The sequence below is a fragment of the Streptomyces anulatus genome (assembly GCF_000721175.1).
GTDB lineage: Bacteria > Actinomycetota > Actinomycetes > Streptomycetales > Streptomycetaceae > Streptomyces > Streptomyces anulatus_C.
Genome location: NZ_JOEZ01000008.1, coordinates 147,058 through 172,219 on the forward strand (window position 1 = coordinate 147,058; position 25,162 = coordinate 172,219).

The window sequence follows — 25,162 nt, forward strand, 5'->3', positions numbered from 1 at the left end:
CACCCGGGCCCTTATCCCCTTACCCCATGGGCGGGCGGGCTACCGCGTGTGACGGGCTGGAGCGGCCTCTCGTGTTGTGGGGCCCGTCACTGCCATACTTACCAAGCCGTAGGTTACGGAACCGTAGCCACGGCCGTCCGAATACCGCTCCCTCACCCTCCGAGGTATTCCCCTATGCCGGGCACTCCCCATGCTCCCCGTGCGATCGACGAGACCGAGCCTCCCGAGGCCGCTGCGGCTTCGCTGCCCCCCGCCACGCTGGGCGGTGACAGGAAGCGGTCGATCGAGCAGTTCGCGCTTCTGGCGTTCATCGTGGTGCCGTTCGTGGCCCTGGTCGCGGCGGTGCCGCTGGCGTGGGGCCGGGGGGTGAGCTGGCTGGATGTGGGGCTGCTGGTGGCGATGTACTTCATCGGCTGCCACGGGATCACGATCGGCTTCCACCGGTACTTCACGCACGGTTCGTTCAAGGCGAAGCGGCCGTTGCGGATCGTGCTGGCCGTGATGGGCTCGCTGGCGGTGGAGGGGCCCCTGGTGCGGTGGGTGGCCGATCACCGCAAGCACCACCGGTTCTCGGACGCGGAGGGTGATCCGCATTCGCCGTGGCGGTTCGGGGAGAGTCTGCCGGCCTTGATGAAGGGGTTGTGGTGGGCGCACATCGCGTGGATGTTCGACGAGGAGCGGACGCCGCAGCAGAAGTACGCCCCCGATCTGATCAAGGACCCGGCGATCCGGGGGATCTCGCGTCACTTCCTCACCTTCACGGTCGTGTCGCTGGCGATTCCGCCGCTGGTCGGCGGTCTGGTGACGATGTCGTGGTGGGGTGCGGCGACGGCGTTCTTCTGGGGTTCGCTGGTGCGGGTGGCGCTGCTGCACCACGTGACGTGGTCGATCAACTCGATCTGCCACGCCGTGGGCAGGCGCCCCTTCAAGTCCCGTGACCGGTCGGGGAACGTGTGGTGGCTGGCGGTGCTGTCGTGCGGCGAGTCGTGGCACAACCTGCACCACGCGGACCCGACGAGCGCCCGGCACGGTGTGATGCGGGGGCAGATCGACTCCAGCGCCCGGCTGATCCGCTGGTTCGAGAAGCTGGGCTGGGCCACGGATGTGCGGTGGCCGGATGCCGCGCGTATCGACTCCCGGCGCACGTCCGTACCGGTTGACGCGGCATGATTGACGACGTGGCGACCGACGGCAGCACGAGCAGCGAGAAGAGCAGTCCTTCCCCCTCCCGCCGGGCCCGGCGGGTCCGGATGACGGGCAAGGAGCGCCGCGAGCAGCTGCTGGACATCGGGCGCGCCCTGTTCGCCGACAAGGGTTTCGAGGGCACGTCGGTGGAGGAGATCGCGGCGCGTGCCGGGGTGTCCAAGCCGGTGGTGTACGAGCACTTCGGCGGCAAGGAGGGCCTGTACGCCGTGGTGGTCGACCGCGAGATGCGTCAGTTGCTGGACATGGTGACGGGGGCGCTGACGGCGGGCCACCCGCGCGAGCTGCTGGAGCAGGCGGCGTTCGCGCTGCTGGACTACATCGAGTCGTACACGGACGGTTTCCGGATCCTGGTGCGGGATTCGCCGGTGGCGCAGTCGACGGGCACGTTCGCGTCGCTGATCAGCGATATCGCCACGCAGGTGGAGGACATTCTGGGCATGGAGTTCAAGGCCCGGGGTTTTGATCCGAAGCTGGCCCCGCTGTACGCGCAGGCGCTGGTCGGAATGGTGGCGCTGACGGGCCAGTGGTGGCTGGACGTGCGGAAGCCGAAGAAGGCGGAGGTCGCCGCCCATCTGGTGAACCTGTGCTGGCACGGGCTGGAGAACCTGGAGGCGAAGCCGCGGCTGATAGGTCACCGGAAGAGCTGATCGTGTCCCCCTTCCCCTGTTCGTCACCCGTTGTGATGACGGGTGCGGATTTCCCGCCGTAGTGTGGTCGGGAGGGCAGAGGATTCGTCCATGGGAGGAACCATGACCGCCGAGCCGACCACCGCGCACAGCTCCCGCTGGCCGGTGCCCCCGCAGGACGGATACACCGTGGACGATCTGTTCACGCTGCCCGATCTCCCGCCGCACACAGAGCTGATCGACGGGAGCCTGGTTTTCGTGAGTCCGCAGCGCAAGTTCCACAGCATGGTGATCGATCTGCTGATGGCAGGGCTGCGCAGTACAGCACCGCCGGAGGTGAAGATCCGCCGCGAGATGACCGTGGTGCTGGACCGGCGGAACGGGCCGGAGCCGGATGTCTCCGTCGTTCGCAGCGAGGCTGACAAGAAGGGGATGGAGCAGACGTCGTACGCCGCCGCCGACGTCCTCCTCGCCGTCGAGGTCGTCTCCCCCGACTCCGAGGCCCGCGACCGTGAGGCCAAGCCGCACAAGTACGCGACCGCCGGCATCCCGCACTTCTGGCTGGTGGAGATGACGGGCACCGACCAGCACCCCGTCGTACGGGTCTACGAGCTGGATCCGGTGACGAAGGCGTACGCGCTGACCGGGATCCACCACGACCGGCTGAAGACGGGCGTGCCGTTCCCGGTGGACATCGACGTCTCGGCGGACGCGCTCAAGGAGCTGTAGCGCCCTTCGGTCACGCGTCCGGCTCCAGGTACTCCAGCCGGTTGCCGACCGGGTCGTGGGCGTGGAAGCGCCGGTGGCCGGGGAGGTTGTCGTCCCATGCGACGTGGACGCCGTGGGCCTCCAGGCGGGCCGCGTATTCCACGATTCCCGTCACACGCAGTCCGGGGTGGGCCTTCTTCGCGGGGCGGAAGTCCTCCTCGACGCCCAGGTGGAGCTGGACCGGGCCGGCGGCGAACCAGCAGCCGCCGCGGGCGGCGAGCACGGGGGGTTTCGGGATCTCGGTCATGCCCAGGGCTTCGGCGTAGAAGGCGCGCAGGGCGTCCTCACAGCCGGGCGGGGCGGCGAGCTGTACGTGGTCGACGGCGGTGAGGCCCACCGAAGCGGTCACGGCTTCCCCTTGCGGGCGACGGCGAAGATGCGGCGGAACGGGAAGACCGTGCCGTACGGGCCGGGCGGGTAGGCCTCGCGGAGCAGGTCGCGGTATTCGGTGACGAACGCGTCGCGGGCCCCGGGGTCGTCGGCCAGGGCGGTGAGGACGGGGCGCAGGGCGGTGCCCTTGACCCAGTCGAGGACCGCGTCGTCGCCGTGCAGGGTCTGGAGGTAGGTGGTCTCCCAGACGTCGGCCGTGCAGCCCAGGTCGCGGAGGCGGGTGAGGTAGTCGGTGGGTTCCAGGACGGAGGCGGTGCGGTCGCCGATGCCGTGGAGCAGGGGGCGCCAGCGGTCGGACTCGCGGAGGCCTGCCAGGAGGGTGTGGCTGGGTGCGGTGAAGTTGCCGGGGACCTGGAAGGCGAGGGTGCCGCCGGGGGCGAGGGCGTCGAGCCAGCGGGGGAAGTGTGCGGCGTGGCCGGGGATCCACTGGAGTGCGGAGGTGGAGACGATCAGGCCGTACGCCTCGGTCGGCTCCCAGGTCGCGGCGTCGGCCTCGGCGAAGTCGAGGAGGGGCGGCCGGGTGTGGGCGGCGGCTTCGGCGAGCATGTCGCGGGAGGTGTCGTAGCCGGTGATGCGGGCGTTCGGCCAGCGGTCCGCGAGGAGGGCGGTGACGTTGCCGGCGCCGCAGCCGAGGTCGGCGATGCGGGGTGCGGGGTGGCCGGGGAGGGTGCCGATGTGGGCCAGAAGGTCGTGGAAGGGGCGGGTCCGGTGGTCCGCGTGGCGCAGGTACTGCCGCGGATCCCAGGTGGGCTCGGTCACGGGCGTCATGGAGAACAGGATCACGCCCAGCATCTCTTGATGTCAAGACACTTGAATTCAAGAGACTTCATATCGAGGGACCCTCTACACTGATCGATATGGAGGACGAGGTCGACCGACTGGTCGCTGCATGGCGCCGAGAGCGCCCCGACCTCGACGTGGAACCACTCGAGGTGCTCAGCCGCGTCTCCCGCCTGGCGCGCCACCTGGACCGGGCCCGCCGCATAGCCTTCGCCGAGCACAACCTGGAGCCGTGGGAGTTCGACGTACTGACGTCGCTGCGCCGGGCCGGCGCCCCGTACCAGCTCTCCCCCGGGCAGCTGCTCACCCAGACCCTGGTCACCTCGGGCACGATGACCAACCGCATCGACCGGCTGACCAAGAAGAACCTCGTCGAGCGGCTGCCCGACCCGAGCGACCGGCGCGGCGTCCTCGTCCGGCTCACGGCCGAGGGGCGTGACAAGGCCGACCAGTCGCTGGCCGGGCTGCTCGACCAGGAGCGCGCCATCCTCGGCGAGCTCTCCCGCCACCAGCGGGGTGAACTGGCCGGGCTACTGCGCCAGTTGACCGCCCCGTTCGACAACATCCCCACTTAGGGGACGCGTCGCCGGCTCGGCGGGGCCGACCCCCGCCCGGCGGGCCAGCGCCACCGCGGCCAGCGTCGAGTGCACCCCGAGCTTGCCCAGCACGTTCTGCATATGGGTGCGTACCGTGTGCGGGGACAGGAACAGCCGCTCGGCGACCGCCTTGCGGCCGAGCCCCGCGATCATGCAGCGCAGCACCTCGCGCTCCCGGGGCGTCAGCGACTCCACCAGCCGCTCGCTCTCGGTGCGGTGCCTGCGAGCGGCGGTCAGTTCCCGCAGTACGCCGGTGAGCAGGGCGGGCGGCAGATGCGTCTCGTCGCGCAGCACGCCCCGGATCACCGACAGCAGCCGTTGCAGCGAGCAGTCCTTGGCCACCCAGCCCGAGGCCCCCGCCTGGAGCGCGCGGGCCGCGGCCCGCGGGTCGTCCTTCTCGGCGAGCACCACCGACCGCACGGCGGGCCGGTTCGAGCGGACCCCGGCGACCAGCGAGATGCCGTCGACGACGCTCCCCTCCTCCGGCCGGGGCGCGGGGACGGGGTGCGTGCCGCCGGTCGTCAGGGCGCCCAGCTCGGCGTCCACCAGCAGCACGTCGTAACCGCGCCCCTCGGTGGCCGCGCGCTCCAGAGCGCGCAGCGCGGCGGGGCCGCTGCCCGCGGCCGAGACGTCCACGTCCGGTTCGGCCGCGAGGGCCGCCGCCAGCGACTCGGCGAAGATGCGGTGGTCGTCGACCACCAGAACCCGGATACGCGCCACAGAACCCCCATCGGTGGGGGCGGAAAGCCGCGGGTACGACGTCCGGGGCTTCGCTGCGGCCTGGCGACGCCGACGGCCGCCGCCGTCGAACCGCCTGCCGCCCTGCCCCGGACGCCGTACCCGGCTCTCTCGCTCCCCTGAATCGGCACCGGCCCCCACCGGTGCTGAGCATCAGCGTACGGGCGGTGGCCACGAGGGGAAGGCGATTCGCCGAACTGGTTGCCCCCGGTGTTTAGGGTGTGCTTCATGTTCCGTCTTGAGACAGAAGTAGACAGAGAACGTCGCATTCTGCTGAGCGGGCGTCTGCACGAGGACAACGTGGCGGCTTCGGCCGGCCTGCGTGCGCTGCTTTCCACCGCTGCCGAGCACGAAGTTCCGCTGGAGGTGTGGGCGTTGGACGAGCACGGCGCCCTGGCCGGCGGGCTGACCGGGCGGACCTGGGCGTACTGGCTGCATGTCGACCTGCTCTGGGTCGACGCCCGGCACCGGGGCTCCGGCCTCGGCGCGCGCCTGCTCGCCGAGGCCGAACGGACCGCCCGCACCGAGCGCGCCTGCACCCGCTCACGGCTGGAGACCTGGGACTTCCAGGCCCCCGGCTTCTACCGCAAGCAGGGGTACCAGGAGATCGGCCGGGTCGCCGACTACCCGCCGGGCGTCACCGAGTTCATCCTGGTCAAGGACCTGTGAGCGCGGGACGCCGCGGGCTCAGCGCAGTCGGCGCGCTCCGGCCGACGGGATGGCGTCGAAGATCCCGGGGGCCGCGTGTCCGGCCGCCGCGAACGCCTCGCTGACGGCCTTGGCCACGGTGCCGGCCGCCGCCTCCTCCACCAGGACGACCGCCGAGCCGCCGAAGCCGCCACCGGTCATCCGCGCACCGAGCGCACCGGCCGCCATCGCCGCCTCGACCACCAGGTCCAACTCGGGGCAGGAGACCCGCAGATCGTCGCGGAGGGAGCGGTGGCCCTCGTTCAGGACGGGGCCCGCGGCCCGGACGTCGCCCCCGTCGAGCAGGGCGATGACCTGCTCGACCCGGCGGTTCTCGCCGACGACATGGCGTACGCAGCGGATCACGGACTCGTCCGCCCCGGCGTCGGCGAGGGTGGTGAGCGCCGCGTCGAGGTTCGCGTACGGCAGGTCGCGCAGCATCGGTATGCCGAGCAGCCGGGCGCCCTCCTCGCAGCCGGCCCGGCGCTCCGCGTACGCGCCGTCGCCGAGCGCGTGCTTGACCCGGGTGTCGACGACCAGGAGCGTCAGGCCCTGGGAGGCCAGGTCGAAGGGGACCTGGCGCAGGGAGAGGTCGCGGGTGTCCAGGTGGAGGGCGTGGCCCTCGGTGCAGCAGGCCGAGGCCATCTGGTCCATGATCCCGCAGGGCACGCCGACGAAGTCGTTCTCGGCGCGGCGGCCGGTCACGGCGAGTTCGGCCGCGGGGAGGCCCAGGTCGAAGAGGTCGTTCAGGGCGAGCGCGGTGACGACTTCGAGGGCGGCGGAGGAGGAGAGTCCGGCGCCGGTGGGCACGGTGGAGGTGAGAGCGATGTCCGCCCCGGTGACCGGGTGGCCGGCCTCGCGCAGCGCCCAGAGCACGCCCGCCGGGTAGGCGGCCCAGCCGTGGCCGGGGTGCGGGGCGAGTTCGTCGACCCGCAGCGAGACGACGCCGCCGGGGACGTCGGAGGAGTACAGCCGCAGGACGCCGTCGTCACGGCGGGAGACGGCCGCGCGGGCGGTGTGCGGGAGGGCGAGCGGCAGGACGAAGCCGTCGTTGAAGTCGGTGTACTCGCCGATGAGGTTCACTCGTCCGGGTGCCGCCCAGATGCCGTCGGGCTCGGTTCCGTACAGCTCGGTGAAGGTGCTGGCGGGGTCGGTCCCGTGCTGCTCGGCAGCGGTCGCGTCGGGGTCGGTCCCGGACGGCTCCGCGGAGGCCGTGGACGGCTCGGTGGTCTCGGTCATGGCGTGGTCGTGTCCTCTCGGCGGGCGAACTGCCAGGCGTCGGCGATGATTCCGGCCAGGTCGGCGCGGGTCGGCCGCCAGCCGAGGCGCTCGACGGCGGTGGCGGCGGAGGCGACGAGGACGGCCGGGTCGCCACCGCGGCGGGGGGCGGCGGTCTCGGGGACCGCGTGGCCGGTGACCTTGCGGACGGTCTCGATGACCTCGCGGACCGAGAAGCCGTTGCCGTTGCCGAGGTTGCAGATCAGGTGTTCGCCGGGGGTGGCGGCCCTGAGGGCCAGCAGGTGGGCGTCGGCGAGGTCGGCGACGTGGATGTAGTCGCGGACGCAGGTGCCGTCGGGGGTGGGGTAGTCGTCGCCGTACACGGAGATCGACTCGCGCTGCCCCAGGGCCACTTGGAGGACCAGCGGGATGAGATGGGACTCGGGGGTGTGGCGCTCGCCGCAACTTCCGTAGGCCCCGGCCACGTTGAAGTAGCGCAGCGAGACGGCCGCCAGGCCGTGGGCGGTGGCCTCGCCGCTGATCATGTGGTCGACGGCGAGCTTGGACGCGCCGTAGGGGCTGGTGGGGGCGGTGGGGGCGGTCTCGGTGATGGGGCTGGAGACCGGTTCGCCGTAGGTGGCGGCGGTGGAGGAGAAGACGAGGGTGCGCACGCCGTGCTCGCGCATCGCGGCGAGCAGGGTGGTGGTGCCGCCGACGTTGTTGACCCAGTACTTCTCCGGGTCGACGACGGACTCGCCGACCTGCGAGAACGCGGCGAAGTGCAGGACGCCGTCGTAGGAGGGGTCCAGGTGGCGGGCGGCGTCCTGGACGCGGCCCTCGATGAACGTGGCGCCGGCCGGGACTCCGGCGCGGAAGCCGGTGGAGAGGTCGTCCAGGACCGTCACCGCGTGCCCGGCCTCCAGCAGGTGCTGGGCGACGACGCTGCCGACGTATCCGGCGCCGCCGGTGACCAGGTACTTCTTCGGGTCGCTCACGTTCTGGGGGTTACTCACTTGCTCGCTACCTCTCGCAGTCGCTCGGCCGCGGCCTCCGGCGGCACGTCGTTGATGAACACGCTCATGCCGGACTCGGATCCCGCGAGGAACTTCAGCTTGCCGGAGGTCCGGCGAATGGTGAAAAGCTCCAGATGCAGGGCGAAGTCCTCCCGTCCGGGGACCCTGAACGGCGCCTGGTGCCAGGCGGAGATGTACGGGGTCGGCGGCTCGGCGGGTCCGAAGATCCGGTCGAAGCGCCTCAGGAGTTCCAGATAGACCTGCGGGAACTCCGTCCGCGCCTCCTCGTCCAGTTCCCGCAGGTCGGGGACGCGGCGGCGGGGGTGGAGGTGGACCTCGTAGGGCCAGTGCGCCGCGTACGGGACGAAGGCGGTCCAGTGGTCGGTGGCGAGGACGATGCGCGAGCCGTCCTTCTCCTCGCGGGCGACGACGTCGTCGAAGAGGTTGCGGCCGGTCTCCTCGCGGTGGCGGGCGGCCGAGCGGAGCATCAGTTCGGTGCGCGGGGTGACGAAGGGGTAGCCGTAGATCTGGCCGTGCGGGTGGCCGAGGGTGACGCCGATCTCGGCGCCGCGGTTCTCGAAGCAGAAGACCTGGGTGACCTGGTCGAGTGCGGCCAGCGCGGCGGTGCGGTCGGTCCAGGCGGCTAGGACGAGGGCGGTCTGCTCCTCGGTGAGGCCGGCGAAGGACGCGTCGTGGTCGGAGGTGAAGCAGACGACCTCGCAGCGGCCGGAGTCGCCGGCCAGGGAGGGGAAGCGGTTCTCGAAGACCGCGACGTCGTAGTGGTCGTCGGGGATCTCGCTCTGCCGCCCGTCCCGGGTGGGGCAGAGCGGGCAGGCGTCGGCCGGCGGGTGGTAGGTCCGGGCCTGGCGGTGCGAGGCGATGGCGACGGCGTCGCCGAGCAGCGGGTCGCGGCGGATCTCGGACGAGGTCGAGACGGGATCCAGGGGGCGACGGTCGACGGCGTCGCGGACGGTGTCGTCCGCGGAGTCGTAGTAGATCAGCTCACGGCCGTCGGCGAGGGTCGTAACCGTCTTCTTCACCAGGGTCCTCCACCAGATCCTCCCAACACAATCGCACACAACAAACCATGAACGAACATCTCCGTCAATGGTTCGGCCGCCCGCACGGCACGGCACGGCACGGCACTCGTCGCGGACTCCTCACGGGCGGCCGAACCTCGGCGCCACCGAGATCCCTCGGCGTGATCGTCACAGTCGCCGGCATCAGCCCGTCCGACGCCGGCCCGAAGAAGACCGAGGGCGTCCGGACGGGCCTCGCCATGCCGGCGCCCGGCCTGTTCTTCCTGGTCCGGATGAGGCCGCGCCCTGCCGAGGCCCCGGCGGCTCCGGAACCGGCGCCGTCACCGGAGTCCGACGCGGGCTGAGGCCGCAAGCCCGTCCGTTCACGTCCCGCAGGGCCCTACGTCACCCGCTCTGCCCGGGGACGTACGGCCCCTGCGGCATGCCGCCGTTGCCCGCGGCCCGCTCCAGCAGTCCCGTACGGGCGGCGAGCGCGGCGGCTTCGAGGCGGGAGCCGACCCCGAGTTTCATCAGGACCCGCTGGACATGGGTGCGGGCGGTGCTCGGGGCGATGTCCATCCCGGCCGCGATCAGCCGGGTGTCCTCGCCCTCGGCGACCCGCACCAGCACCTCCGCCTCGCGCGGGGTGAGCATCCGCAGCAGCCGCCGCCCCTCGTCGTCGGGCTGGGCGGCCGGGTTGAGCAGTTCGGCGAAGGCCCCCCGCAGCAGCTGCGGGGCGATGGCGCTCTCCCCCGCCCGCGCCTTGAGCATGGCCCGCTCGACGCCCTCGATGCGCTCGTCGTGCCGGACGTACCCCGCGGCCCCGGCGGCGAACGCCGCGGCGATCCCGCGCGGGCTGGGCACCGGCCCGAGGACCACCACCGCCACCTGCGGACGCTCCCGCCCGATGCGCGTGATCGGGTCGAAGGCCCCGGGGGCGGCGGGCGAGGCCGTACCGAACAGGCAGACCTCCGGGGCCCTGCTGACCACCAGTTCCGCGGCCCCGGACGTCGGCGCGGCCGCCGCGAGCACCCGGTGCCCGCGCAGTTTCAGCGCCGAGGCGAGTGCCTCGGCGAGCAGACGGTGATCATCGACCACCATGAGCCGCACGCCCATCGGTCCTCAGCCCCCAAAGCCCTGTTCGCCCGGCCCCCCGGACTCCTGCCCCGGCAAGCTACACGCTTGTCCGACGCCGCGCGGCCCTTCTGTGGGGGAAGCCCCCAGAATGCCGAATTCTGCGCGGGTCGGGGCTCGTTGACCGGCTGTCGGTGATCGGCTCGGCGATGGAAAACGATCGGCCCTGCCGGTCGGTGATCGACCGGCAGGGCCTGGAGCGCGGATCGCGCCGCTCGTGGAGGTGAGCGGTGGTCAGTCGGTGCGGTAGCCGACGACGAGGTAGAGCTTGTCGTCGGCGTCGACGACGCTGCGCTTGCTGACCAGGATCTTCGACTTGAAGAAGTGGCCGTCGGAGTACAGGAGTTCGGAGTGGTCGGTGGAGAACCGCCGCTCCGCCTCCCGGACCGCCTCGTTGCTCGGGTTCTCCATCAGCAGGGTCTGCTTGAAGGTCTCACCGTCGATGGAGACGATCTGGCCGCCCTTGTCGTAGGGGGGCTCCTTGTACGCGATGACGTTGGTGCCGTCCATCCGCAGCGGGATCAGGCTGTAGCGGTCGCCCGCGTCGGCCCGGCCGCCGAGGAGCTTCCCGGTGGTCAGGTCGAAGGCGACGACCTCGTTGGTCTCGCCGTACTCGCTGGTGCCGTCGTGGTTCTCGGTCGGCAGGTAGAGCCGGTTGTTGCCGACGGCCAGGTTCTGGCAGCGCTCGACCTCGGTGGAGCCGCAGCGGGCCGCGTACTGCTCGGCGTCGGCGGAGATGCGCACGATCAGCTTGCCGGTCGCCGCGTCGATCGAGAAGAAGTCGGAGATGCTGCTGCCGTCGCCGGCGGTGTCGCCGACGTCGGCCGCGACCACCAGCGGCTTGGTGGAGACGATGCTCGCGTAGTCGACGCCCGCGGGCATCTGGAACGAGGACAGCGGGGCGCCGGTCGTCGGGTTCAGCGCCTGCACGGTGAGCTGCGGGCTGTCGTACGTACCGCACTTGCGGACCACGGCGAGGGCTTCGCCGCCCCCGTAGCCGCGGTCGTAGCAGCCGTCCGCGCCGACCTTCGGCTTCCAGAGCTCGGCGCCGTCCTCCAGCTTGAAGGCCGCGCCGCCCGAGGTGCCGCCGGCGGCGACGGTGGTCCCGCTGAGCGTGACCTCGTCGAAGCGGATCTGCTTGTCACCGCCGGTGGCGGAGGTGACGCCCTTGCTCCACAGGAGCTTGCCGGCGGTCAGGTCGATCGCGCCGACCTGGTTGCACGACGGGTACTTGTTCTCCTTGGTCGCCTTCGTCTCCTCGAAGACGATGGCGGTCCTGTAGTCCTCGCTCATGTGCCGGGAGGCGGAGCAGACCTCGCCGGGCAGCGGGATGGACCAGAGCTTGGTGCCCTTGTCGCGGTCGTAGGCGGTGATCTCGGCGACGCCGGACTTCACGTACGCCTTGTCGGTGAGCCAGGAGCCCATGACCGTGGTGATGTCGGTGACCACCGGCTCCGGGAGCTGGAAGGCGACCTGGGACTTGGTGTTGGCGGGTGCCTTCTCGTCGCCGCCGGCCAGGCCGCCGCTCTCGCCGCCCTTGGCCTCGCCGCCGGTGGAGCCGGACGAGGAGGCCTCGTTCCCGCCGCCCTTGCCGTCGTCGCCGGTGGAGGCGTAGATGACCCCGGCGCCGATGATCAGCACCACGGCGACGGCCGCGGCGACGATGATCTGCATCTGGGTGGTGAACTTCTTGCCGCCGTTGCCGTCCGGCTGCGGGGCCCCGTACTGCGGCTGCATCGGCTGGGTCGGGTAGCCGTAACCCTGCTGCGGCATCCCGGGCTGGCCGGCGGGCCCCTGCGGGTAGCCGTAACCCTGCTGCGCGGCCTGGGGGTAGCCGTATCCGTTCGGCTGCGGCGCGGGCGGGGTGGGGTAGCCGCCCGGCGACGGGGGCGGCGGGGTGCCGTAGCCCCCGGCGGGCGCGTCCTGCGGCGCGGCGGGCGGCTGCTGCGGCTGCTTGCCGAAGGGGTCCGCGGGCGGCGGGGTCGGCTGGCCGAACCCTCCCGGCGGCGGGTCCTGCGGCGCACCGAACCCACCGGAGGGCGGCCCGGCCGGCGTCGGGGGCGTGTTCTGCGGCTCGTTGGGCGGCTGCTGCGGTGGCTGGGGCGGCTGGGTCATGGTGTGCGTACCTCGGGAGACGAGTGGGTGTGGGGGCGCGGGGAACCGGAAGGGGCCGGCTGCTGTCGGACGCCGGGGCGAGCCGTCACTTCTCGAACACCAGCAGGGTCGACTGCTCCAGCTCTTCCTTGTCGTTGCTCGCGCTCACGCGCTCGCTGAAGATGAAGGACCGGTCGCCCTGGTAGACGACCTTGGCCGAGAAGAATCCGTTCTCGATCCGGCCGGCCGACTCCGGGTGCTGGAGCAGCGTCTTCGGTGTGCCGCCGGTCGGCGGGAGCGTCACGATGGCGCCGGCGGCGTCGTACTTCGGGCGCATGTAGAGCACCACGTCGCCGCCCTCCATGCCCAGCGGCTTCAGGACGCGCTCGGCCGGGGCGGGCGCCTCCCACTTGGGCTTTCCGGTGTTCAGGTCGAAGGCGATGACCTTGTTCGTCCGGGCGGTCCCGCTGGTGTCGTCCTTGGTCGCGATGTAGAAGGTGTTGGCGTCGGCGGCGACGCCGCTGCACCCTTCGAGCTTCTGGCCGAAGACCGCGAAGCCGCTCCCGCAGTCGGCGGTGAGCGCGTCGCCCCTGGCGGGCGAGAGCTGGGACCGGAGCTTGCCGCTCTCGGTGAGCGCGGCGATGGCGTACTGCTTCTTCTCCTCGTGGTCGAGCTTCACGACGAGCGGGCTGACCGAGTAGACCTTGCCGACTTCCCAGCCGCGCGGCGGCTGGTACGTCCACTTGGGCTTGCCGGTGACCGGGTTCAGCTCCTGGACCTGGTGCTGCGGGTTCTTGACGTCGTCGGTGCGGCAGTTGACCGCGGCGATCAGCTTCGCGCCGCCGGCGAAGGCGAAGGGCTTGCAGTTGCCCTCGGGGTTGCCGAACAGCTCCTTGCCGTCGCTGACCCGGTAGGCGTTGGAGTTGCTGGTGCGCCCCACGGTGACGGTGTCGCCGCTGATCGCCAGACCGATGTCCGACAGGAAGTCCCAGTTACCGTTCTTCTTGACCGTCTTCTTCCAGCCGGCCTTGCCGGTGTTGAGGTCGATCATCTGGAGGACGGAGCAGTTGGCCCGGTCCGTGGTGCCGTCCTTCACGCCGATGACGATCTTGCCGTCGGCGGTCGGGGAGGTGGGCGCGGCGCACACGTCGGCGGGGAGCGGCAGGGTCCACTTCTGCTTGCCGTCGGCGACGGAGTAGCCGGAGACGCCCCGGTACATGGCCTTGGCGATCACGTCGCCGGAGAACCAGGGGCCGTGGACGGAGGAGCCGTTGCGCGGCAGGTCGACGTCGTTCTTCTGGAGCCAGGCGACCTTCGCCTCGCCCGGCTTGCGCCCGGCGTTGAGGTCGTCGTCCGCCTCGCGGCCGTCGCCGGTGCCGTCGCCCGCGTCGACCGTGGGCGACTCGCTCGGGGGCTTGGGGTCGTTGCTGGTGGTGGCGACGGGCTTCTTGTCCTCGTCGCCGCTGTCGCTCACGAGGAACCAGGTGCCGGCTCCGGCGGCCAGGACCACGGCGAGCGCCGCCGCGACGATGATGCCGGTCTTGCCCTTGAGGAACCCGCCACCGCCGGAACCCGGTCCGCCGGGGGCGGGGGCGCCGGGGTACTGCTGCTGCGGGTAGCCGTAACCGGGCTGGGGCTGCTGGCCGTACGGGCCGGGAGCCTGCTGGCCGTACGGGCCCGGGGCCTGCTGGCCGTACGGGCCCGGGGCCTGCTGGCCGTAGGGGCCGGGCTGCTGGCCGTACGGGCCGGGGGCCTGGCCGTACGGGCCGGGGGCCTGGCCGGGCTGCTGCGGGTAGCCGTAACCGGGCTGCGCCGGGGGCTGCTGCGGGTAGCCGTACGACGGGGCGCCCGGCGGGGGCGTCTGCGGCGGGCCGGCCGGGGGCTCTGCGGGGGGCGGGCCCTGGGGCGGCTGACCGGGCGGCGTCTGCGGCGGCTTGGCCAGGTCCGGCTGGTCCTGGGGCGGCTGAGGAGCTTCGTTCGGCGGCTCCTGCGGAGCCCCGAAGCCTCCCTGCGGCGGTTGCTGGCTGGGCGGCTGGCTCATCAGCACGTCCCCCTTCGTGCGGTCCGGTGCCCGATTCGGTCTCCCCCGCGATTCCGAGAGGGGTCAATTCCCCTCGGAAAGGAGCGAATCGGGCATGGCTTCCGCGGTGTTACGACAGTCGGGCGGGGCTTCTTTGTACCACCCGTCCGCCACCCGCCACCGGATCGGTCCACCCCCTGTTCCCAAGGGAGAACCGCCTTGTGATGCCCTTGTTACGCCCCGGACGGAGGTGATGGTCAGTCACCGAAGGCGATGATCGTCCGCACGTCCATCTCTTCCTCGTCACTGTCCCCGCCGACGCGGCCGATGACGATCAGGGAGCGTCCGTCGGAATAGCGGATAGCGGGCTCGAAGACGTGCTCGGCCGTCGCGGCCGACGCCGGATGCCGCAGGACCGTTCGCAGAGCGCCGCCCTGCGGTCCGAGCGCCATGATGCCGCCGCCGGTCCTGGCCTTCGAGTCCGGCGGGCTGAGGTACAGCAGCACCTTGCCGTCCTCGACCCTCATCGGCTGCAGCGTCTGCGCGGGCGGCGCCGGCACCTTCCACTTGGTCTTGCCGGTGTCCAGGTCGAAGGCGACTACGGCGTTGGTGAACTCGCCGTCCACGTACTCGGGCTTCGTGGCGAGGTAGAGCGTGTCGGCGTCGGCGGCCGCACCGATGCAGTCGTCGAGGTTCTCGCCCTGCTCGCCGCACCGGACCTCGAAGTCCTCCTTGCCGGGGACGGGCTGAGCGCGGTAGGTGCCGTCGGTGTTCAGGAGCGCGATGGCCCACTTCGGCTCCAGCCCGTCCTGGCGCAGCGAGACTACCGGCGGGTCGACCGAGTAGAACTGGTCGATCTTCCAGCCCTTCTTGACCTTGTACGTCCACACGGTCCTGCCGGTGGCCGGGTCCATGCGCCGCACTTCCTCGTCGGGTGTGTCGTCGTCGCTCGGAGCCTTGCGGCAGTCGACCGCGGCGAGCGGGACGTCGCCGCTGGCGAAGCCGTACGGCTGGCAGAAGCCCGGCAGCCGGTCCCACAGATGCTTGCCGTCGCTGATCCGGTAGGCGTCGGTACGGGTCGTGCGTCCGACCGTCAGGACGTCGCCGTTGACCGCCATGACGATGTCCGACAGCCCGTCCTGCATCCCGGAACGGTCGAGCGTGGCGGTCCAGCCCGCCTTGCCGGTGGCCAGGTCGATCATCTGGAGCTTCTCGCAGGCCGCACCTTCGTCGGTGCCTTCCCTGATGCCGATGACGATCTCGCCGTCCGCGCTCGGCAGAGTCGGCGAGGCGCAGACGTCGGCCGGCAGGCGCAGGCTCCACTTCTGCGAGCCGTCCTCGAGGGAATAGCCGGTCGCCGTGCGGTACATGGCCTTGGCCACGACGCCGCCCGTGATCCACGGACCGCGCACGGCGGCGCCGGCCGCCGGCACGTCCACGTCGTTCTTCCGGACCCAGCGGACCTTGGCCTCGCCCTCCTTGCGGCCCTTGTTGAGCTCCGCGGCACCCGGGGCGGGCGTCGCCTTCGGGCTCGGCTCGGCGCTGGGCTGCTTCGGGGCGGTGCTCTCCCTCGCGACGGGCTTCTTGTCGTCGGCGCCGTCATCGCCGCCCACCGCGAACCAGACGCCCGTCCCGACGACGAGGACTCCGGCGAGCACGGCGGCGACGAGACCCGCGACCCGGCCCCGCGAGCGTCCGCCGGAGGGCTGGTGCTGGGGCCCCGGGTAGCCGTACGGCACGGTGGGCGGCTGCGGCTGCGGCTGCGGCTGCGGCTGCGGGTAGCCGTACGGCGCCGTGGACGGCTGACCGTACGGGCCGGGCTGCGGCTGGGGTTGCACGGGGGCTCCGTACGCACCGGGCTGCGGTTCGTACGGAGCGCCGAAGCCCTCCTGCTCCCCCGGCCTGCCCTGCGGCGGCGGCTGCGACATCGGTGTACTCCCCCTCGAACGTACGGTCCCTGCCGCCCCGTTCTACCACCTGCCGCACCGGTCTCCGTCAGGCGTCCTCGGCCAGCTCCAACCAGCGCATCTCCAACTCGTCGCGCTCGGTGACGAGTTCACGCAGTTCGGCGTCGAGCCCCGCGACCTTCTCGAAGTCGGTGGCGTTGTCCGCGATCTGCTTGTGCAGCGCGGTCTCCCGGGTGGAGAGCTTGTCGAGCTGCCGCTCGACCTTCTGCAGCTCCTTCTTCGCGGCGCGGGCCTCCTGCGCCGATACGGCCGGGGCCGCGGCGGATCCGGTGGGCGTACGGGGCGCGGCGGCGGAGGGGGTGGACTCCTCCTCCATCTTCTGGCGGCGCTCCAGGTACTCGTCGATCCCGCGCGGGAGCATCCGCAGGGCGCGGTCGCCGAGGAGCGCCATGACCTTGTCCGTGGTCCGCTCGATGAAGAACCGGTCGTGGGAGATCACGATCATCGACCCGGGCCAGCTGTCGAGAAGGTCCTCCAGCTGGGTAAGGGTCTCGATGTCGAGGTCGTTGGTGGGCTCGTCGAGGAAGAGGACGTTGGGCTCGTCCATCAGCAGCCGCAGGATCTGGAGCCGGCGGCGCTCGCCGCCGGAGAGGTCGCCGACGGGCGTCCACTGCTTCTCCTTGGTGAAGCCGAACTGCTCGCAGAGCTGGCCCGCGGTCATCTCGCGGCCCTTGCCGAGGTCGACCCGGTCGCGCACCTGCTGGACGGCCTCCAGCACGCGGAGGTTCGGGTTCAGCTCGGAGACCTCCTGGGAGAGGTAGGCGAGCTTGACGGTCTTGCCGACGACGACCTTCCCGGCGGCGGGCTGCTCGTCGCCCTGGGTGCGGCAGGCCTCGGCGAGCGCGCGCAGCAGCGAGGTCTTGCCCGCGCCGTTGACGCCGACCAGGCCGACGCGGTCGCCGGGGCCGAGCTGCCAGGTGAGGTGGGTGAGGAGCGTCTTGGGCCCGGCCTGGACGGTCACGTCCTCCAGGTCGAACACGGTCTTGCCGAGGCGGGCGTTGGCGAACTTCATCAGCTCGCTGGTGTCGCGCGGCGGCGGCACGTCGGCGATGAGCTCGTTGGCGGCCTCGATGCGGTAGCGCGGCTTGGAGGTACGGGCGGGGGCGCCGCGGCGCAGCCAGGCCAGCTCCTTGCGCATCAGGTTCTGCCGCTTGGACTCCTCGGTGGAGGCGATGCGTTCCCGCTCGGCGCGGGCGAACACGTAGTCGCTGTAGCCGCCCTCGTACTCGTGGACGGTGCCGCGCTGCACGTCCCACATGCGGGTGCAGACCTGGTCGAGGAACCACCGGTCGTGGGTGACGCAGACGAGGGCGGAGCGCCGGGTCCGCAGGTGGCCGGCCAGCCAGGAGATGCCCTCGACGTCGAGGTGGTTGGTGGGCTCGTCGAGGACGATCAGGTCCTGCTCCTCGATGAGGAGCTTGGCCAGGGCGATACGGCGGCGCTCGCCACCGGAGAGCGGGGCGATGACGGTGTCGAGCCCGTGCTCGAAGCCGGGGAGGGCGAGGCCGCCGAAGAGCCCGGTGAGCACGTCACGGATCTTGGAGCTGCCCGCCCACTCGTGGTCGGCGAGATCGCCGATGACCTCCTGGCGGACGGTCTTCGCCGGGTCCAGGGAGTCGTGCTGGGTGAGGACGCCGAGACGCAGCCCGCCGTTGTGGGTGACGCGGCCGGTGTCGGCGTCCTCCAGCTTGGCGAGCATCCGGATGAGGGTGGTCTTGCCGTCGCCGTTGCGGCCCACGACACCGATCCGGTCGCCCTCGGACACCCCGAGGGATACACCGTCGAGCAGGGCACGGGTGCCGTACACCTTGCTGACCTGCTCGACATTGACCAGATTGACGGCCATTTCACTCCTGTCCCGGGGGTCCCTGCGGCGAGGACCGCTCGACGTACCAGAGTAGTCGCCGCGCGGGGTGCGATAACGTGCCGCGATCGATCATGGGGAGTAGCCCCAGGTCGGAGCGGTGCGGAAGACATCCGGGGTGGGGGACTTCATGACGATGGCGCGTGGCACGGTACGGGGCCTGATACCGGCGGTCCTGGCGGCGGTGACGCTGGCCGGCTGTTCGTCGTCGGCCGGGGCGGGCGACGAGAGGCCGGGCGGACCGGCGGTCGGCAGCGCACCCGCGAAGGCGGCGGACGAGGCCGGGGCGGAGAAGACCGGGGCGGACGAGGCCGAGGCCGACGCCCCGAAGGTGGCGGAGAAGGGCGGGCGGGTCGGAGGCGCGGGTTCGGCGTGCGACCTGCCGGTGACCTTCGATACCGCCGCGCACTGGAAGCCTCGGGGGGCCTCGACGGAGCTGGACTCCGAGCTGGCCGAGGAGCTGGCCGACCTGACCGAGCAGGGCACCGTGAAGGTGGTCTGCGAGATCGACGCCAAGCCGGCGGGGAGCATCGGCTTCCTCCGGGTGTGGCAGGGCGAGGCGTCCGATGACGACCCGCGCGCGGTTCTGAAGGCCTTCGTGGCGGACGACCCGAACGCGAGCAAGGCCACCTACACGCAGGTGACGGCAGGTGCGCTCGAGGCCGCCGAGGTCGGCTACACCGTGTACAGCGAGCTGATGGACGAGTCGAAGAAGGAACGCGCCTTCGCCGTCACGACGCCCGACGGCCCGGTCGTGGTGCACCTGGGCGGGCTGGACTCCGAGGAGCACGCGCAGATGCTGCCGGCGTTCGAGCTGGCGAAGAAATCCCTGAAGCTCGGCTGACGGGTGTCGGTGCCGCTGGTGTCGCCCCGGGCGGTGCGGGGGCGGGGAGGGCTGCGGCGGCCCGGCACCCCGCCGGAACCTCGGAAGCACGGCTTCCACGGCTACCGGTCCCGCCGCATCACCGACGAGCACCGGCTCATCCCCGAGGTGGTCGACGACGAGGTCCGCATCGCCGCCTGCCGCTACCACCACGGCCGCCGACTTCCGGCCGCCCGCCCGCCCGGCCCCCGCCCCGCGCGCTCCACCAGCAGCCAGCCGCACAGGGTCATCGCGACGGCGGCCGGGGCGCTGACCGGAACCGCGATCAGCAGGGCCGTCCGGCCGTCCAGGAGGCCGCCGAAGCCGACCATGGACAGGCCCAGGACGCCGAGCAGGCAGAGCGTCGCACCGAGGGCCGCGAGCGGGCCGGCGCCGCCGGCTCCGGGGGTCGCCGGGGCCGGGCGTTCGAAGGGGCGGAAGGCCGCGACGAGCCCGGCGGTGAGGGCCGCCGCCAGCGCGATCCGCAGGGGGACCTGGGCCCACCAGGCGGCCGACGCGGGCTCGGGGAGCGGGACGTCGAGGGCGAGCATGGCCCCGTACACCCCGAACATCGCCGTGAGGTGCCAGAGGAACGCGGTCATCGCCACCCCGTTGGCCGCCACCACCGTGCGCCAGACCCGGGGGCGCTCCAGCAGGCGGGCGGCCGGGGCGCGGAGCAGTTCGACCGCGCCGACGAGCCAGAGGCCGTGGCAGAGCAGGGCGAAGCCGGCCGGCGGCTCGATGACCGCCTGCCCCGACGGCAAGCAGGGCTACGCCTGCACGTCCAACGGGCACCCCGTCGTCGACGGACAGTTCTGCGCGAAGGCCGACCGGGGCCGCACCCTCATGGCCACCAACCGGACGATGGTCACCTGCTCCTACGACCCCAGCATCACGCCGTACCGCTGGCAGTGACTCACGGACGCACCGAGGCACCCGGCGCCGGCGACGCCGCCGGGCGTGCGTTGCGGCAGGTCCCGGACGCCAGCAGCGCGTCGGCGACCTTCCGGCCCGTCTCCTCGTCCGGGACCAGGAACGCCGTCGTCGGCCCGGATCCGGAGACCAGCGCGGCCAGGGCCCCCGCCTCCGTGCCCGCGGCCAGGGTGTCGGCAAGGGAGGGGCGCAGGGAGAGCGCGGCGGGCTGAAGGCCGTTGCTCAGGGCTCCCGCCAGTGCGCCGGAGTCGCCGGAGCGCAGGGCGGCGAGCAGCGCGGGGGACGCGGTCGGTTCGGGGACCTCGACGCCGGCCGTGAGGCGGTCGAACTCGCCGTACACGGCAGGCGTGGAGAGGCCGCCGTCCGCCACGGCGAAGACCCAGTGGAAGGTCCCGCCGACCTCGATCGGGGTGAGCTTCTCGCCGCGCCCGGTGCCGAGCGCGGCCCCGCCGACCAGGCTGAACGGCACGTCACTGCCGAGCTCGGCGCAGATCGCGAGGAGTTCGTCGCGGCTCGCGCCGGTCCCCCACAGCGCGTCGCAGGCGACCAGGGCGGCGGCACCGTCGGCGCTGCCGCCGGCCATGCCGCCCGCGACCGGGATGTCCTTGGCGATGTGGAGGTGGACGGCGGGTGTGACGCCGTACCGCTCGGCCAGCGCGAGGGCGGCGCGGGCGGCGAGGTTGGTGGTGTCCAGCGGGACCTGGGCGGCGTCCGGGCCCGAGCAGGTGATGCGCAGCTCGTCGGCGGGGGTGGCGGTGACCTCGTCGTACAGGCCGACGGCGAGGAAGACGTTGGCCAGGTCGTGGAAGCCGTCCGGGCGGGCGGCGCCCACGGCGAGCTGGACGTTGACCTTCGCGGGGACACGGACAGTGACAGCCGCAGCCTTGCTCACGAGACTCACAGGGCCGCCTCCGGCTTGTCCTCGGCCGGTACGGGCGCCTCCGGCTTGTTCTCCGCGATCGCCGCGAACTCCTCCACCGTCAGCGCCTCCCCGCGCGCCTGCGGTGAGATCCCGGCGGCGACGAGCGCGGCCTCGGCGCCGGGTGCGGAGCCGGCCCAGCCGGACAGTGCGGCGCGCAGCGTCTTGCGGCGCTGGGCGAAGGCCGCGTCCACGACCGCGAAGACCTCGGCGCGGCTCGCGGTGGTGGCGATGGGCTCGGTGCGCCGGACGAGCGAGACGAGGCCGGAGTCGACGTTCGGGGCGGGCCAGAAGACGGTGCGGCCGATGGACCCGGCGCGCTTGACGTCCGCGTACCAGTTGGCCTTCACCGACGGCACGCCGTAGACCTTGTTGCCGGGGCGGGCGGCGAGCCGGTCGGCGACCTCGGCCTGGACCATGACGAGGGTCCGCTCGATGCTGGGGAAGCGCTCCAGCATGGTGAGCAGGACGGGGACGGCCACGTTGTACGGGAGGTTCGCGACGAGCGCGGTCGGGGCCGGGCCCGGCAGTTCCCTGACCTGCATGGCGTCGGAGTGCACCAGGGCGAAGCGGTCGGCGCGCTCCGGCATCCGGGCCTGGACAGTGGCGGGCAGGGCGGCCGCGAGCACGTCGTCGATCTCGACCGCGACCACCCGGTCCGCCGCCTCCAGCAGCGCCAGGGTCAGCGAGCCGAGCCCGGGGCCGACCTCGACGACGGTGTCGTCCGGGCGGACCTCGGCCGTGCGCACGATGCGGCGGACGGTGTTGGCGTCGATGACGAAGTTCTGACCGCGCTGCTTGGTGGGGCGGACCCCCAGCTTGGCGGCCAGGTCGCGGATGTCTGCGGGGCCCAGGAGGGCGTCGGGCTCTGTGCTGCTCACCCGGTAAGCCTACGGCCGCAGTGGGGCCACGGACTCGCCCCCCGGAGCACGTACAGCTTCTTCGCCCGGTACGTCTGCTCGGCGGCCGGTGCGTCCTGGGGCGCGGCGCTCGGCGGCCCGCCCGGCGCCGGCGCGGGTGGGCCCCTGCCGGGGCACCTCGGGCGGCGGGCCGGCGAGCGGGGTGTCCACGACGGTCGGGGCGTGGGCGCCGGGGCCCGCCGCCCACGCCCCGTCGGCCAGGGTCAGCTGGTCGTGGAACGCGCCGAGGCGCCTGTCCTGCGAAATGCTCACGCCGCTCCTGAAGATCCGCCGGTGCCGAAGATCCGCCCACGCCACCCCGTCGTGCGCGGGGACGATAGCGGAGCTTCGGTCACTCTCCAAAGCGACCCGGCTGCACGGAGTGTCCGTGAAGGTCCGGCCGGCGGTCAGAAGTCGAACGCCCGCGCGGTGTTGTCGTAGATCGCGGCGGCCAGCACGTCCTCGTCCAGGCCCTTCACCTCGGCCATGGCACGGAGGGTGACCGGAACGAGGTACGGCGCGTTGGGCCGTCCCCGATACGGGGCGGGGGTGAGGAAGGGGGCGTCCGTCTCGACGAGTACCAGCTCGGCGGGGGCGACGGCCAGGGCGTCCCGCAACGGCTGGGCGTTCTTGAAGGTCACGTTCCCCGCGAAGGACATGAAGTACCCGGCCCGCGCGCAGATCCGGGCCATGTCGGCGTCGCCGGAGTAGCAGTGGAACACGGTCCGCTCGGGTGCGCCCGCGTCCGCCAGGACCCGCAGCACGTCCGCGTGCGCGTCCCGGTCGTGGATGACCAGGGCCTTGCCGTGCCGCTTGGCGATCTCGATGTGGGCCCGGAAGGACTCCTCCTGGGCGGCGACGCCCTCGGGGCCGGTGCGGAAGAAGTCCAGGCCCGTCTCGCCGACCCCGCGCACGTGGTCGAGGGCGGCCAGCGCGTCGATCTCCGCCAGCGCGTCGTCCAGCGCCGCCTTGCCGCCGGGCTCCCGCGCACCCTGCCTCGCGGTGCCGTCCGGGTCGCCGTGGACGATGCGCGGGGCCTCGTTGGGGTGCAGGGCGACCGAGGCGTGGACGGCGGGGTGGGTGGCCGCGGTGTCGGCGGCCCAGCGGGAGCCGGCCACGTCGCAGCCCACCTGGACGACGGCCGTCACGTTCACCGCGGCGGCCCGCGCGAGGGCCTCCTCGACGGTGGCGTCCTGCATGTCCAGGTGGGTGTGGGAGTCGGCGACCGGAACCCGCAGGGGTTCGGGCAGCGGCGGGGCTTCGGTACGGCTCATGCCGACGATCGTACGAGGGTCCCGGGCGACCGTACGGGCGCCCCGCACCGTCGCCTCACCCGCGGAGGAACGCGTGCGTCACCTGCGGCGGCAGACGCGTCACCTGCGGTGGAAGGGGTGGAGCAGGTCGGCCGGCCGCCAGTGACGGGCCGGGGCGGCGGCGGCCGGCACCGCCCGGTCCTTCGCGGCGGACTCCGCGCCGCGCGGCGCCTGCTGCTTCCGCAGCAGCTCCTGGACGCCGGCGACCCGCCCCGCCCGCATGATGCGCACCACTTTTCCGTCGCAGTTCGTGCAGGTGGGCGTGGAGAGCGGGGACGGCACGCGCTCACCGTCCGCCGTGTAGACGACGAACCTGTGCCCGTGGACGTCGACGTGGTGCTCTATCTCGTAGGACTGCTCCCAGCCGTACCCGCACTTCATGCAGGCGAAGGCATACGCCTCATGGACCGTGGACGCTGCGATCTCGCTCATGCCCGCTCCTTCCGGCCGCCGCGGTCACCCGCTCCGGGGACGACCCGCCCGCCCGAGGGGTTCGAACAGCTGGCCCGCCCCTTCCAGTGGACACCTGCACCCGGACGGACGCACCAGCTCAGCGCCGATGTTGGTGCGTTCTTGGCCTCCTTTTGCCGCCCTTTGCCGATGCATGGCGCAAGGCAGGGCCACGGCAGGACAGTGCGTGACCGCCGGGCCACCAAGCGCCCCGACGCGCGCGACGCGCCCCCTCGCCGATCGTGAACGCGCCCGCGCGCCACCCCCGCACGCTCCTCGGCTTTCCCTGCGTTCCCGGGCTTTCACCCCGCCCACCCCTCCACGATTTCACCATTCAATTGAATGCGCGATTTCCCCGGATGTCGCACGCCGATTTGCGACACCCGCATTTCTCCTTTTCACTCGTCACGTCCACCTCATTTACCGCAGGACGGGGAACAACCCCCATGTTCACCACGGACACCACTGCGGTCGGCGGGATGCCGGATGGGGACGAGGAGTCGGTGTTCGACCTCGTCCACCACCCGACGCCGGTCGCCGCGTTCGCCTCGGCGCTGGCGATGTCCCGCGCCCTGTCCGGCCTCAGCGCGACGCCGGCCCCGGCATGACGGACGCGCAAGCGGTGCCGGTGACCGCCCCCGGCGAGGACGAGTCCACCGCACGCCTCCTCGCCGCGGCGGCCCGGGCGGTCGACGCACCGGACCTGGTGCTCGCGGTCAGCCGGAACGGGGTGCGCACGGTCCACACCGGCGGCGGCGCGGAGCCGGGCCCGGTGGAACGGGAGCGGCTGGGTTACGAGCTGGGCTCGGCGTCGAAGCCGTTCGCGGGGCTGCTGCTGGCCCGGCTGGTGGCGCAGGGCCGGGTGCGGTACGCGGACCGGGCGGCGGACCTGCTGGCCCCTGGCCTCCCGGTGCACCCGGCGGTGCGCCGGATCACGCTGCGCCATCTGCTCACCCACACCTCGGGGCTGCCGGGCCTGCCCGCCGACTTCTACCCGCAGGCGGTGCCCCGCTGGTCGACCGACCCGTACGGCGGCTACCCGGCCGACCGGGTGGTCCGGGCCTTCCTGCGGGCCCGTCCGCGCCACCTGCCCGGGACCCGCTGGCACTACTCGGACTTCGCCGTCTCGGTCCTCGGCCACTCCCTGGCGGCGGCCACCGGGACCCCGTGGGAGGTCCTGCTGCACCAGCAGGTGCTGGCCCCGCTGCACCTGGACGCGACCCGGGTGCGCCCGGGGCCGGAGGGCACGGACGCGGTGGGCCACCGCCGCGACGGGGCGCCGGTGCCCGCGCTGGACACCGGGGGCTTCGCGGCGGCGGGTGCGGTGCGGGCGACCCCGCTGGACCTGCTGACGTTCCTGGAGGCGCACCTGGGCGGGCCCGAACCCTTGGACCCGACGCTGAGCGCGGCGCTCACCGACGTGTGCCGCCCGCTGCTCCGGCGCGGCTGGCGGCACGCGCACACCCACACCCTCACGTGGTTCCAGCACCCGTCCCCGTACGGTCCGGTCCTCTTCCACGCCGGAGCGACGCTCGGTCAGCAGGCGTTCCTGGGCCTCCGCCCGGACACGGGTCTGGCGGTGGCGGCGACGGCGACGCGGCGGGTGCACCGGGGGGACACGTTCGTCGCGACGGCCTACGGGCTGCTGACGGAAACGCCGTAGGAG

General features: G+C 72.5%; 23 protein-coding genes and 5 pseudogenes. 11 read left to right on the plus strand and 17 right to left on the minus strand.

Going from position 1 to position 25,162, the window contains the following annotated elements:
• The first annotated feature begins 174 nt into the window (after positions 1 to 174).
• The 3 genes from IG90_RS0111670 (at position 175) to IG90_RS0111680 (ending at position 2,561) form a co-directional block, all read left to right on the plus strand.
• On the plus strand, positions 175 to 1,170 hold the full coding sequence (locus IG90_RS0111670; protein WP_030581657.1) for an acyl-CoA desaturase: 996 nt from the start codon (positions 175 to 177) through the stop codon (positions 1,168 to 1,170).
• The gene (locus IG90_RS0111675; protein WP_030581659.1) at positions 1,167 to 1,853 is read left to right on the plus strand and encodes a TetR/AcrR family transcriptional regulator; all 687 of its coding nucleotides are present in this window, start codon (positions 1,167 to 1,169) and stop codon (positions 1,851 to 1,853) included. Before IG90_RS0111670 ends, IG90_RS0111675 begins: the two co-directional genes overlap by 4 nt.
• Positions 1,854 to 1,955: 102 nt before the next feature.
• On the plus strand, positions 1,956 to 2,561 hold the full coding sequence (locus tag IG90_RS0111680; protein ID WP_030581662.1) for a Uma2 family endonuclease: 606 nt from the start codon (positions 1,956 to 1,958) through the stop codon (positions 2,559 to 2,561).
• Between the two features lie 10 nt (positions 2,562 to 2,571).
• On the opposite strand, the gene IG90_RS0111685 is transcribed toward IG90_RS0111680, so the two are convergent.
• Together IG90_RS0111685 and IG90_RS0111690 are read right to left on the minus strand one after the other, a co-directional pair.
• Positions 2,572 to 2,949, minus strand: coding sequence for a VOC family protein (locus IG90_RS0111685; RefSeq protein WP_030581665.1), 378 nt, complete (start codon positions 2,947 to 2,949; stop codon positions 2,572 to 2,574).
• Complete coding sequence (locus tag IG90_RS0111690; RefSeq protein ID WP_030581668.1) at positions 2,946 to 3,758, minus strand: trans-aconitate 2-methyltransferase; 813 nt, start codon at positions 3,756 to 3,758, stop codon at positions 2,946 to 2,948. The genes IG90_RS0111685 and IG90_RS0111690 overlap by 4 nt, the downstream gene beginning before the upstream one ends.
• Positions 3,759 to 3,847: 89 nt before the next feature.
• Between IG90_RS0111690 and IG90_RS0111695 the strand changes: the two genes are divergently transcribed.
• Positions 3,848 to 4,345 (plus strand): MarR family winged helix-turn-helix transcriptional regulator, encoded by a 498-nt coding sequence (locus IG90_RS0111695; RefSeq protein ID WP_030581671.1) that lies wholly within the window; start codon positions 3,848 to 3,850, stop codon positions 4,343 to 4,345.
• On the opposite strand, the gene IG90_RS0111700 is transcribed toward IG90_RS0111695, so the two are convergent.
• Positions 4,301 to 5,086, minus strand: coding sequence for a response regulator transcription factor (locus IG90_RS0111700; protein WP_030581673.1), 786 nt, complete (start codon positions 5,084 to 5,086; stop codon positions 4,301 to 4,303). The two genes, IG90_RS0111695 and IG90_RS0111700, sit on opposite strands and share 45 nt — an antisense overlap.
• Positions 5,087 to 5,332: 246 nt before the next feature.
• Here IG90_RS0111700 and IG90_RS0111705 point away from each other — a divergent pair, with 246 nt between their 5' ends.
• Complete coding sequence (locus IG90_RS0111705; RefSeq protein ID WP_030581676.1) at positions 5,333 to 5,773, plus strand: GNAT family N-acetyltransferase; 441 nt, start codon at positions 5,333 to 5,335, stop codon at positions 5,771 to 5,773.
• Positions 5,774 to 5,791: 18 nt separating this feature from the next.
• On the opposite strand, the gene galK is transcribed toward IG90_RS0111705, so the two are convergent.
• Genes galK through galT form a run of 3 tightly spaced genes read right to left on the minus strand, consistent with a single transcriptional unit; the run spans position 5,792 to position 9,062 of the window.
• Complete coding sequence (gene galK / locus IG90_RS0111710; protein WP_233436098.1) at positions 5,792 to 7,030, minus strand: galactokinase; 1,239 nt, start codon at positions 7,028 to 7,030, stop codon at positions 5,792 to 5,794.
• Positions 7,027 to 8,004, minus strand: a complete 978-nt coding sequence (gene galE / locus IG90_RS0111715; RefSeq protein ID WP_033894065.1) for a UDP-glucose 4-epimerase GalE — start codon at positions 8,002 to 8,004, stop codon at positions 7,027 to 7,029. Before galE ends, galK begins: the two co-directional genes overlap by 4 nt.
• A 14-nt stretch (positions 8,005 to 8,018) precedes the next feature.
• Complete coding sequence (gene galT / locus IG90_RS0111720; protein ID WP_030581685.1) at positions 8,019 to 9,062, minus strand: galactose-1-phosphate uridylyltransferase; 1,044 nt, start codon at positions 9,060 to 9,062, stop codon at positions 8,019 to 8,021.
• Positions 9,063 to 9,220: 158 nt separating this feature from the next.
• Between galT and IG90_RS0111725 the strand changes: the two are divergent.
• Positions 9,221 to 9,406: pseudogene (locus IG90_RS0111725) on the plus strand (hypothetical protein); the annotation flags it as partial.
• 40 nt (positions 9,407 to 9,446) lie between these two features.
• Here the strand turns inward: IG90_RS0111725 and IG90_RS0111730 are convergent.
• The 5 genes from IG90_RS0111730 to IG90_RS0111750 form a co-directional block, all read right to left on the minus strand.
• Positions 9,447 to 10,157, minus strand: a complete 711-nt coding sequence (locus tag IG90_RS0111730) for a helix-turn-helix transcriptional regulator (protein WP_030581691.1) — start codon at positions 10,155 to 10,157, stop codon at positions 9,447 to 9,449.
• Between the two features lie 252 nt (positions 10,158 to 10,409).
• Positions 10,410 to 12,290 (minus strand): outer membrane protein assembly factor BamB family protein, encoded by a 1,881-nt coding sequence (locus tag IG90_RS0111735; RefSeq protein WP_030581694.1) that lies wholly within the window; start codon positions 12,288 to 12,290, stop codon positions 10,410 to 10,412.
• An 85-nt stretch (positions 12,291 to 12,375) separates the two neighbouring features.
• Positions 12,376 to 14,310, minus strand: coding sequence for an outer membrane protein assembly factor BamB family protein (locus tag IG90_RS0111740; RefSeq protein ID WP_030581697.1), 1,935 nt, complete (start codon positions 14,308 to 14,310; stop codon positions 12,376 to 12,378).
• Between the two features lie 236 nt (positions 14,311 to 14,546).
• Positions 14,547 to 16,217, minus strand: a complete 1,671-nt coding sequence (locus IG90_RS0111745; protein WP_030581700.1) for an outer membrane protein assembly factor BamB family protein — start codon at positions 16,215 to 16,217, stop codon at positions 14,547 to 14,549.
• Positions 16,218 to 16,284: 67 nt separating this feature from the next.
• Positions 16,285 to 18,102, minus strand: a complete 1,818-nt coding sequence (locus tag IG90_RS0111750; RefSeq protein ID WP_030581703.1) for an ABC-F family ATP-binding cassette domain-containing protein — start codon at positions 18,100 to 18,102, stop codon at positions 16,285 to 16,287.
• A gap of 148 nt (positions 18,103 to 18,250) precedes the next feature.
• Here IG90_RS0111750 and IG90_RS43435 point away from each other — a divergent pair, with 148 nt between their 5' ends.
• Together IG90_RS43435 and IG90_RS47060 are read left to right on the plus strand one after the other, a co-directional pair.
• Entirely contained in the window at positions 18,251 to 18,964 is a 714-nt protein-coding gene (locus IG90_RS43435; protein ID WP_030581705.1) for a lipoprotein, read from the plus strand.
• A gap of 33 nt (positions 18,965 to 18,997) precedes the next feature.
• Positions 18,998 to 19,099, plus strand: a pseudogene (locus IG90_RS47060) (hypothetical protein); the annotation flags it as partial.
• 47 nt (positions 19,100 to 19,146) lie between these two features.
• Here IG90_RS47060 and IG90_RS43445 read toward each other — a convergent pair.
• Positions 19,147 to 19,716: pseudogene (locus IG90_RS43445) on the minus strand (acyltransferase family protein); the annotation flags it as partial.
• A gap of 7 nt (positions 19,717 to 19,723) precedes the next feature.
• Between IG90_RS43445 and IG90_RS43450 the strand changes: the two are divergent.
• The gene (locus IG90_RS43450; RefSeq protein ID WP_209443554.1) at positions 19,724 to 19,897 is read left to right on the plus strand and encodes a hypothetical protein; all 174 of its coding nucleotides are present in this window, start codon (positions 19,724 to 19,726) and stop codon (positions 19,895 to 19,897) included.
• A 1-nt stretch (position 19,898) separates the two neighbouring features.
• Here IG90_RS43450 and IG90_RS0111770 read toward each other — a convergent pair whose 3' ends face one another.
• The 5 genes and pseudogenes from IG90_RS0111770 to IG90_RS0111790 form a co-directional block, all read right to left on the minus strand.
• Positions 19,899 to 20,816 (minus strand): 4-(cytidine 5'-diphospho)-2-C-methyl-D-erythritol kinase, encoded by a 918-nt coding sequence (locus IG90_RS0111770; RefSeq protein ID WP_030581711.1) that lies wholly within the window; start codon positions 20,814 to 20,816, stop codon positions 19,899 to 19,901.
• The gene (gene rsmA / locus IG90_RS0111775; RefSeq protein WP_051860284.1) at positions 20,813 to 21,715 is read right to left on the minus strand and encodes a 16S rRNA (adenine(1518)-N(6)/adenine(1519)-N(6))-dimethyltransferase RsmA; all 903 of its coding nucleotides are present in this window, start codon (positions 21,713 to 21,715) and stop codon (positions 20,813 to 20,815) included. Before rsmA ends, IG90_RS0111770 begins: the two co-directional genes overlap by 4 nt.
• Positions 21,712 to 21,825, minus strand: a pseudogene (locus tag IG90_RS43455) (lysozyme family protein); the annotation flags it as partial. The pseudogene IG90_RS43455 and the gene rsmA, both read right to left, overlap by 4 nt.
• A gap of 315 nt (positions 21,826 to 22,140) precedes the next feature.
• Positions 22,141 to 23,007 (minus strand): TatD family hydrolase, encoded by an 867-nt coding sequence (locus tag IG90_RS0111785; protein WP_030581720.1) that lies wholly within the window; start codon positions 23,005 to 23,007, stop codon positions 22,141 to 22,143.
• 99 nt (positions 23,008 to 23,106) lie between these two features.
• Positions 23,107 to 23,478 carry a hypothetical protein gene (locus tag IG90_RS0111790; protein ID WP_030581721.1) on the minus strand — a complete coding sequence of 124 codons (372 nt, stop codon included), beginning with the start codon at positions 23,476 to 23,478 and terminating at the stop codon, positions 23,107 to 23,109.
• A 488-nt stretch (positions 23,479 to 23,966) separates the two neighbouring features.
• On the opposite strand from IG90_RS0111790, the pseudogene IG90_RS44285 reads away from it, so the two are divergent.
• Positions 23,967 to 24,104, plus strand: a pseudogene (locus tag IG90_RS44285) (DUF6895 family protein); the annotation flags it as partial.
• Complete coding sequence (locus IG90_RS0111800) at positions 24,101 to 25,159, plus strand: serine hydrolase domain-containing protein (protein ID WP_030581724.1); 1,059 nt, start codon at positions 24,101 to 24,103, stop codon at positions 25,157 to 25,159. The pseudogene IG90_RS44285 and the gene IG90_RS0111800, both read left to right, overlap by 4 nt.
• Positions 25,160 to 25,162: the final 3 nt, after the last annotated feature.

Bases quoted from the DNA above. Each gene is read 5' to 3' on its own strand.
- IG90_RS0111750 (WP_030581703.1), bottom strand. From the start codon at position 18,102: ATGGCCGTCAATCTGGTCAATGTCGAGCAGGTCAGCAAGGTGTACGGC.
- IG90_RS0111800 (WP_030581724.1), top strand. From the start codon at position 24,101: ATGACGGACGCGCAAGCGGTGCCGGTGACCGCCCCCGGCGAGGACGAG.
- IG90_RS0111670 (WP_030581657.1), top strand. From the start codon at position 175: ATGCCGGGCACTCCCCATGCTCCCCGTGCGATCGACGAGACCGAGCCT.
- IG90_RS0111785 (WP_030581720.1), bottom strand. From the start codon at position 23,007: ATGAGCCGTACCGAAGCCCCGCCGCTGCCCGAACCCCTGCGGGTTCCG.
- IG90_RS0111705 (WP_030581676.1), top strand. From the start codon at position 5,333: ATGTTCCGTCTTGAGACAGAAGTAGACAGAGAACGTCGCATTCTGCTG.
- IG90_RS0111680 (WP_030581662.1), top strand. From the start codon at position 1,956: ATGACCGCCGAGCCGACCACCGCGCACAGCTCCCGCTGGCCGGTGCCC.
- IG90_RS0111790 (WP_030581721.1), bottom strand. From the start codon at position 23,478: ATGAGCGAGATCGCAGCGTCCACGGTCCATGAGGCGTATGCCTTCGCC.
- IG90_RS0111745 (WP_030581700.1), bottom strand. From the start codon at position 16,217: ATGTCGCAGCCGCCGCCGCAGGGCAGGCCGGGGGAGCAGGAGGGCTTC.
- IG90_RS43450 (WP_209443554.1), top strand. From the start codon at position 19,724: ATGACCGCCTGCCCCGACGGCAAGCAGGGCTACGCCTGCACGTCCAAC.
- IG90_RS0111730 (WP_030581691.1), bottom strand. From the start codon at position 10,157: ATGGGCGTGCGGCTCATGGTGGTCGATGATCACCGTCTGCTCGCCGAG.
- IG90_RS0111695 (WP_030581671.1), top strand. From the start codon at position 3,848: ATGGAGGACGAGGTCGACCGACTGGTCGCTGCATGGCGCCGAGAGCGC.
- IG90_RS0111740 (WP_030581697.1), bottom strand. From the start codon at position 14,310: ATGAGCCAGCCGCCCAGCCAGCAACCGCCGCAGGGAGGCTTCGGGGCT.
- IG90_RS43435 (WP_030581705.1), top strand. From the start codon at position 18,251: ATGACGATGGCGCGTGGCACGGTACGGGGCCTGATACCGGCGGTCCTG.
- IG90_RS0111675 (WP_030581659.1), top strand. From the start codon at position 1,167: ATGATTGACGACGTGGCGACCGACGGCAGCACGAGCAGCGAGAAGAGC.
- IG90_RS0111690 (WP_030581668.1), bottom strand. From the start codon at position 3,758: ATGACGCCCGTGACCGAGCCCACCTGGGATCCGCGGCAGTACCTGCGC.
- galK (WP_233436098.1), bottom strand. From the start codon at position 7,030: ATGACCGAGACCACCGAGCCGTCCACGGCCTCCGCGGAGCCGTCCGGG.
- IG90_RS0111735 (WP_030581694.1), bottom strand. From the start codon at position 12,290: ATGACCCAGCCGCCCCAGCCACCGCAGCAGCCGCCCAACGAGCCGCAG.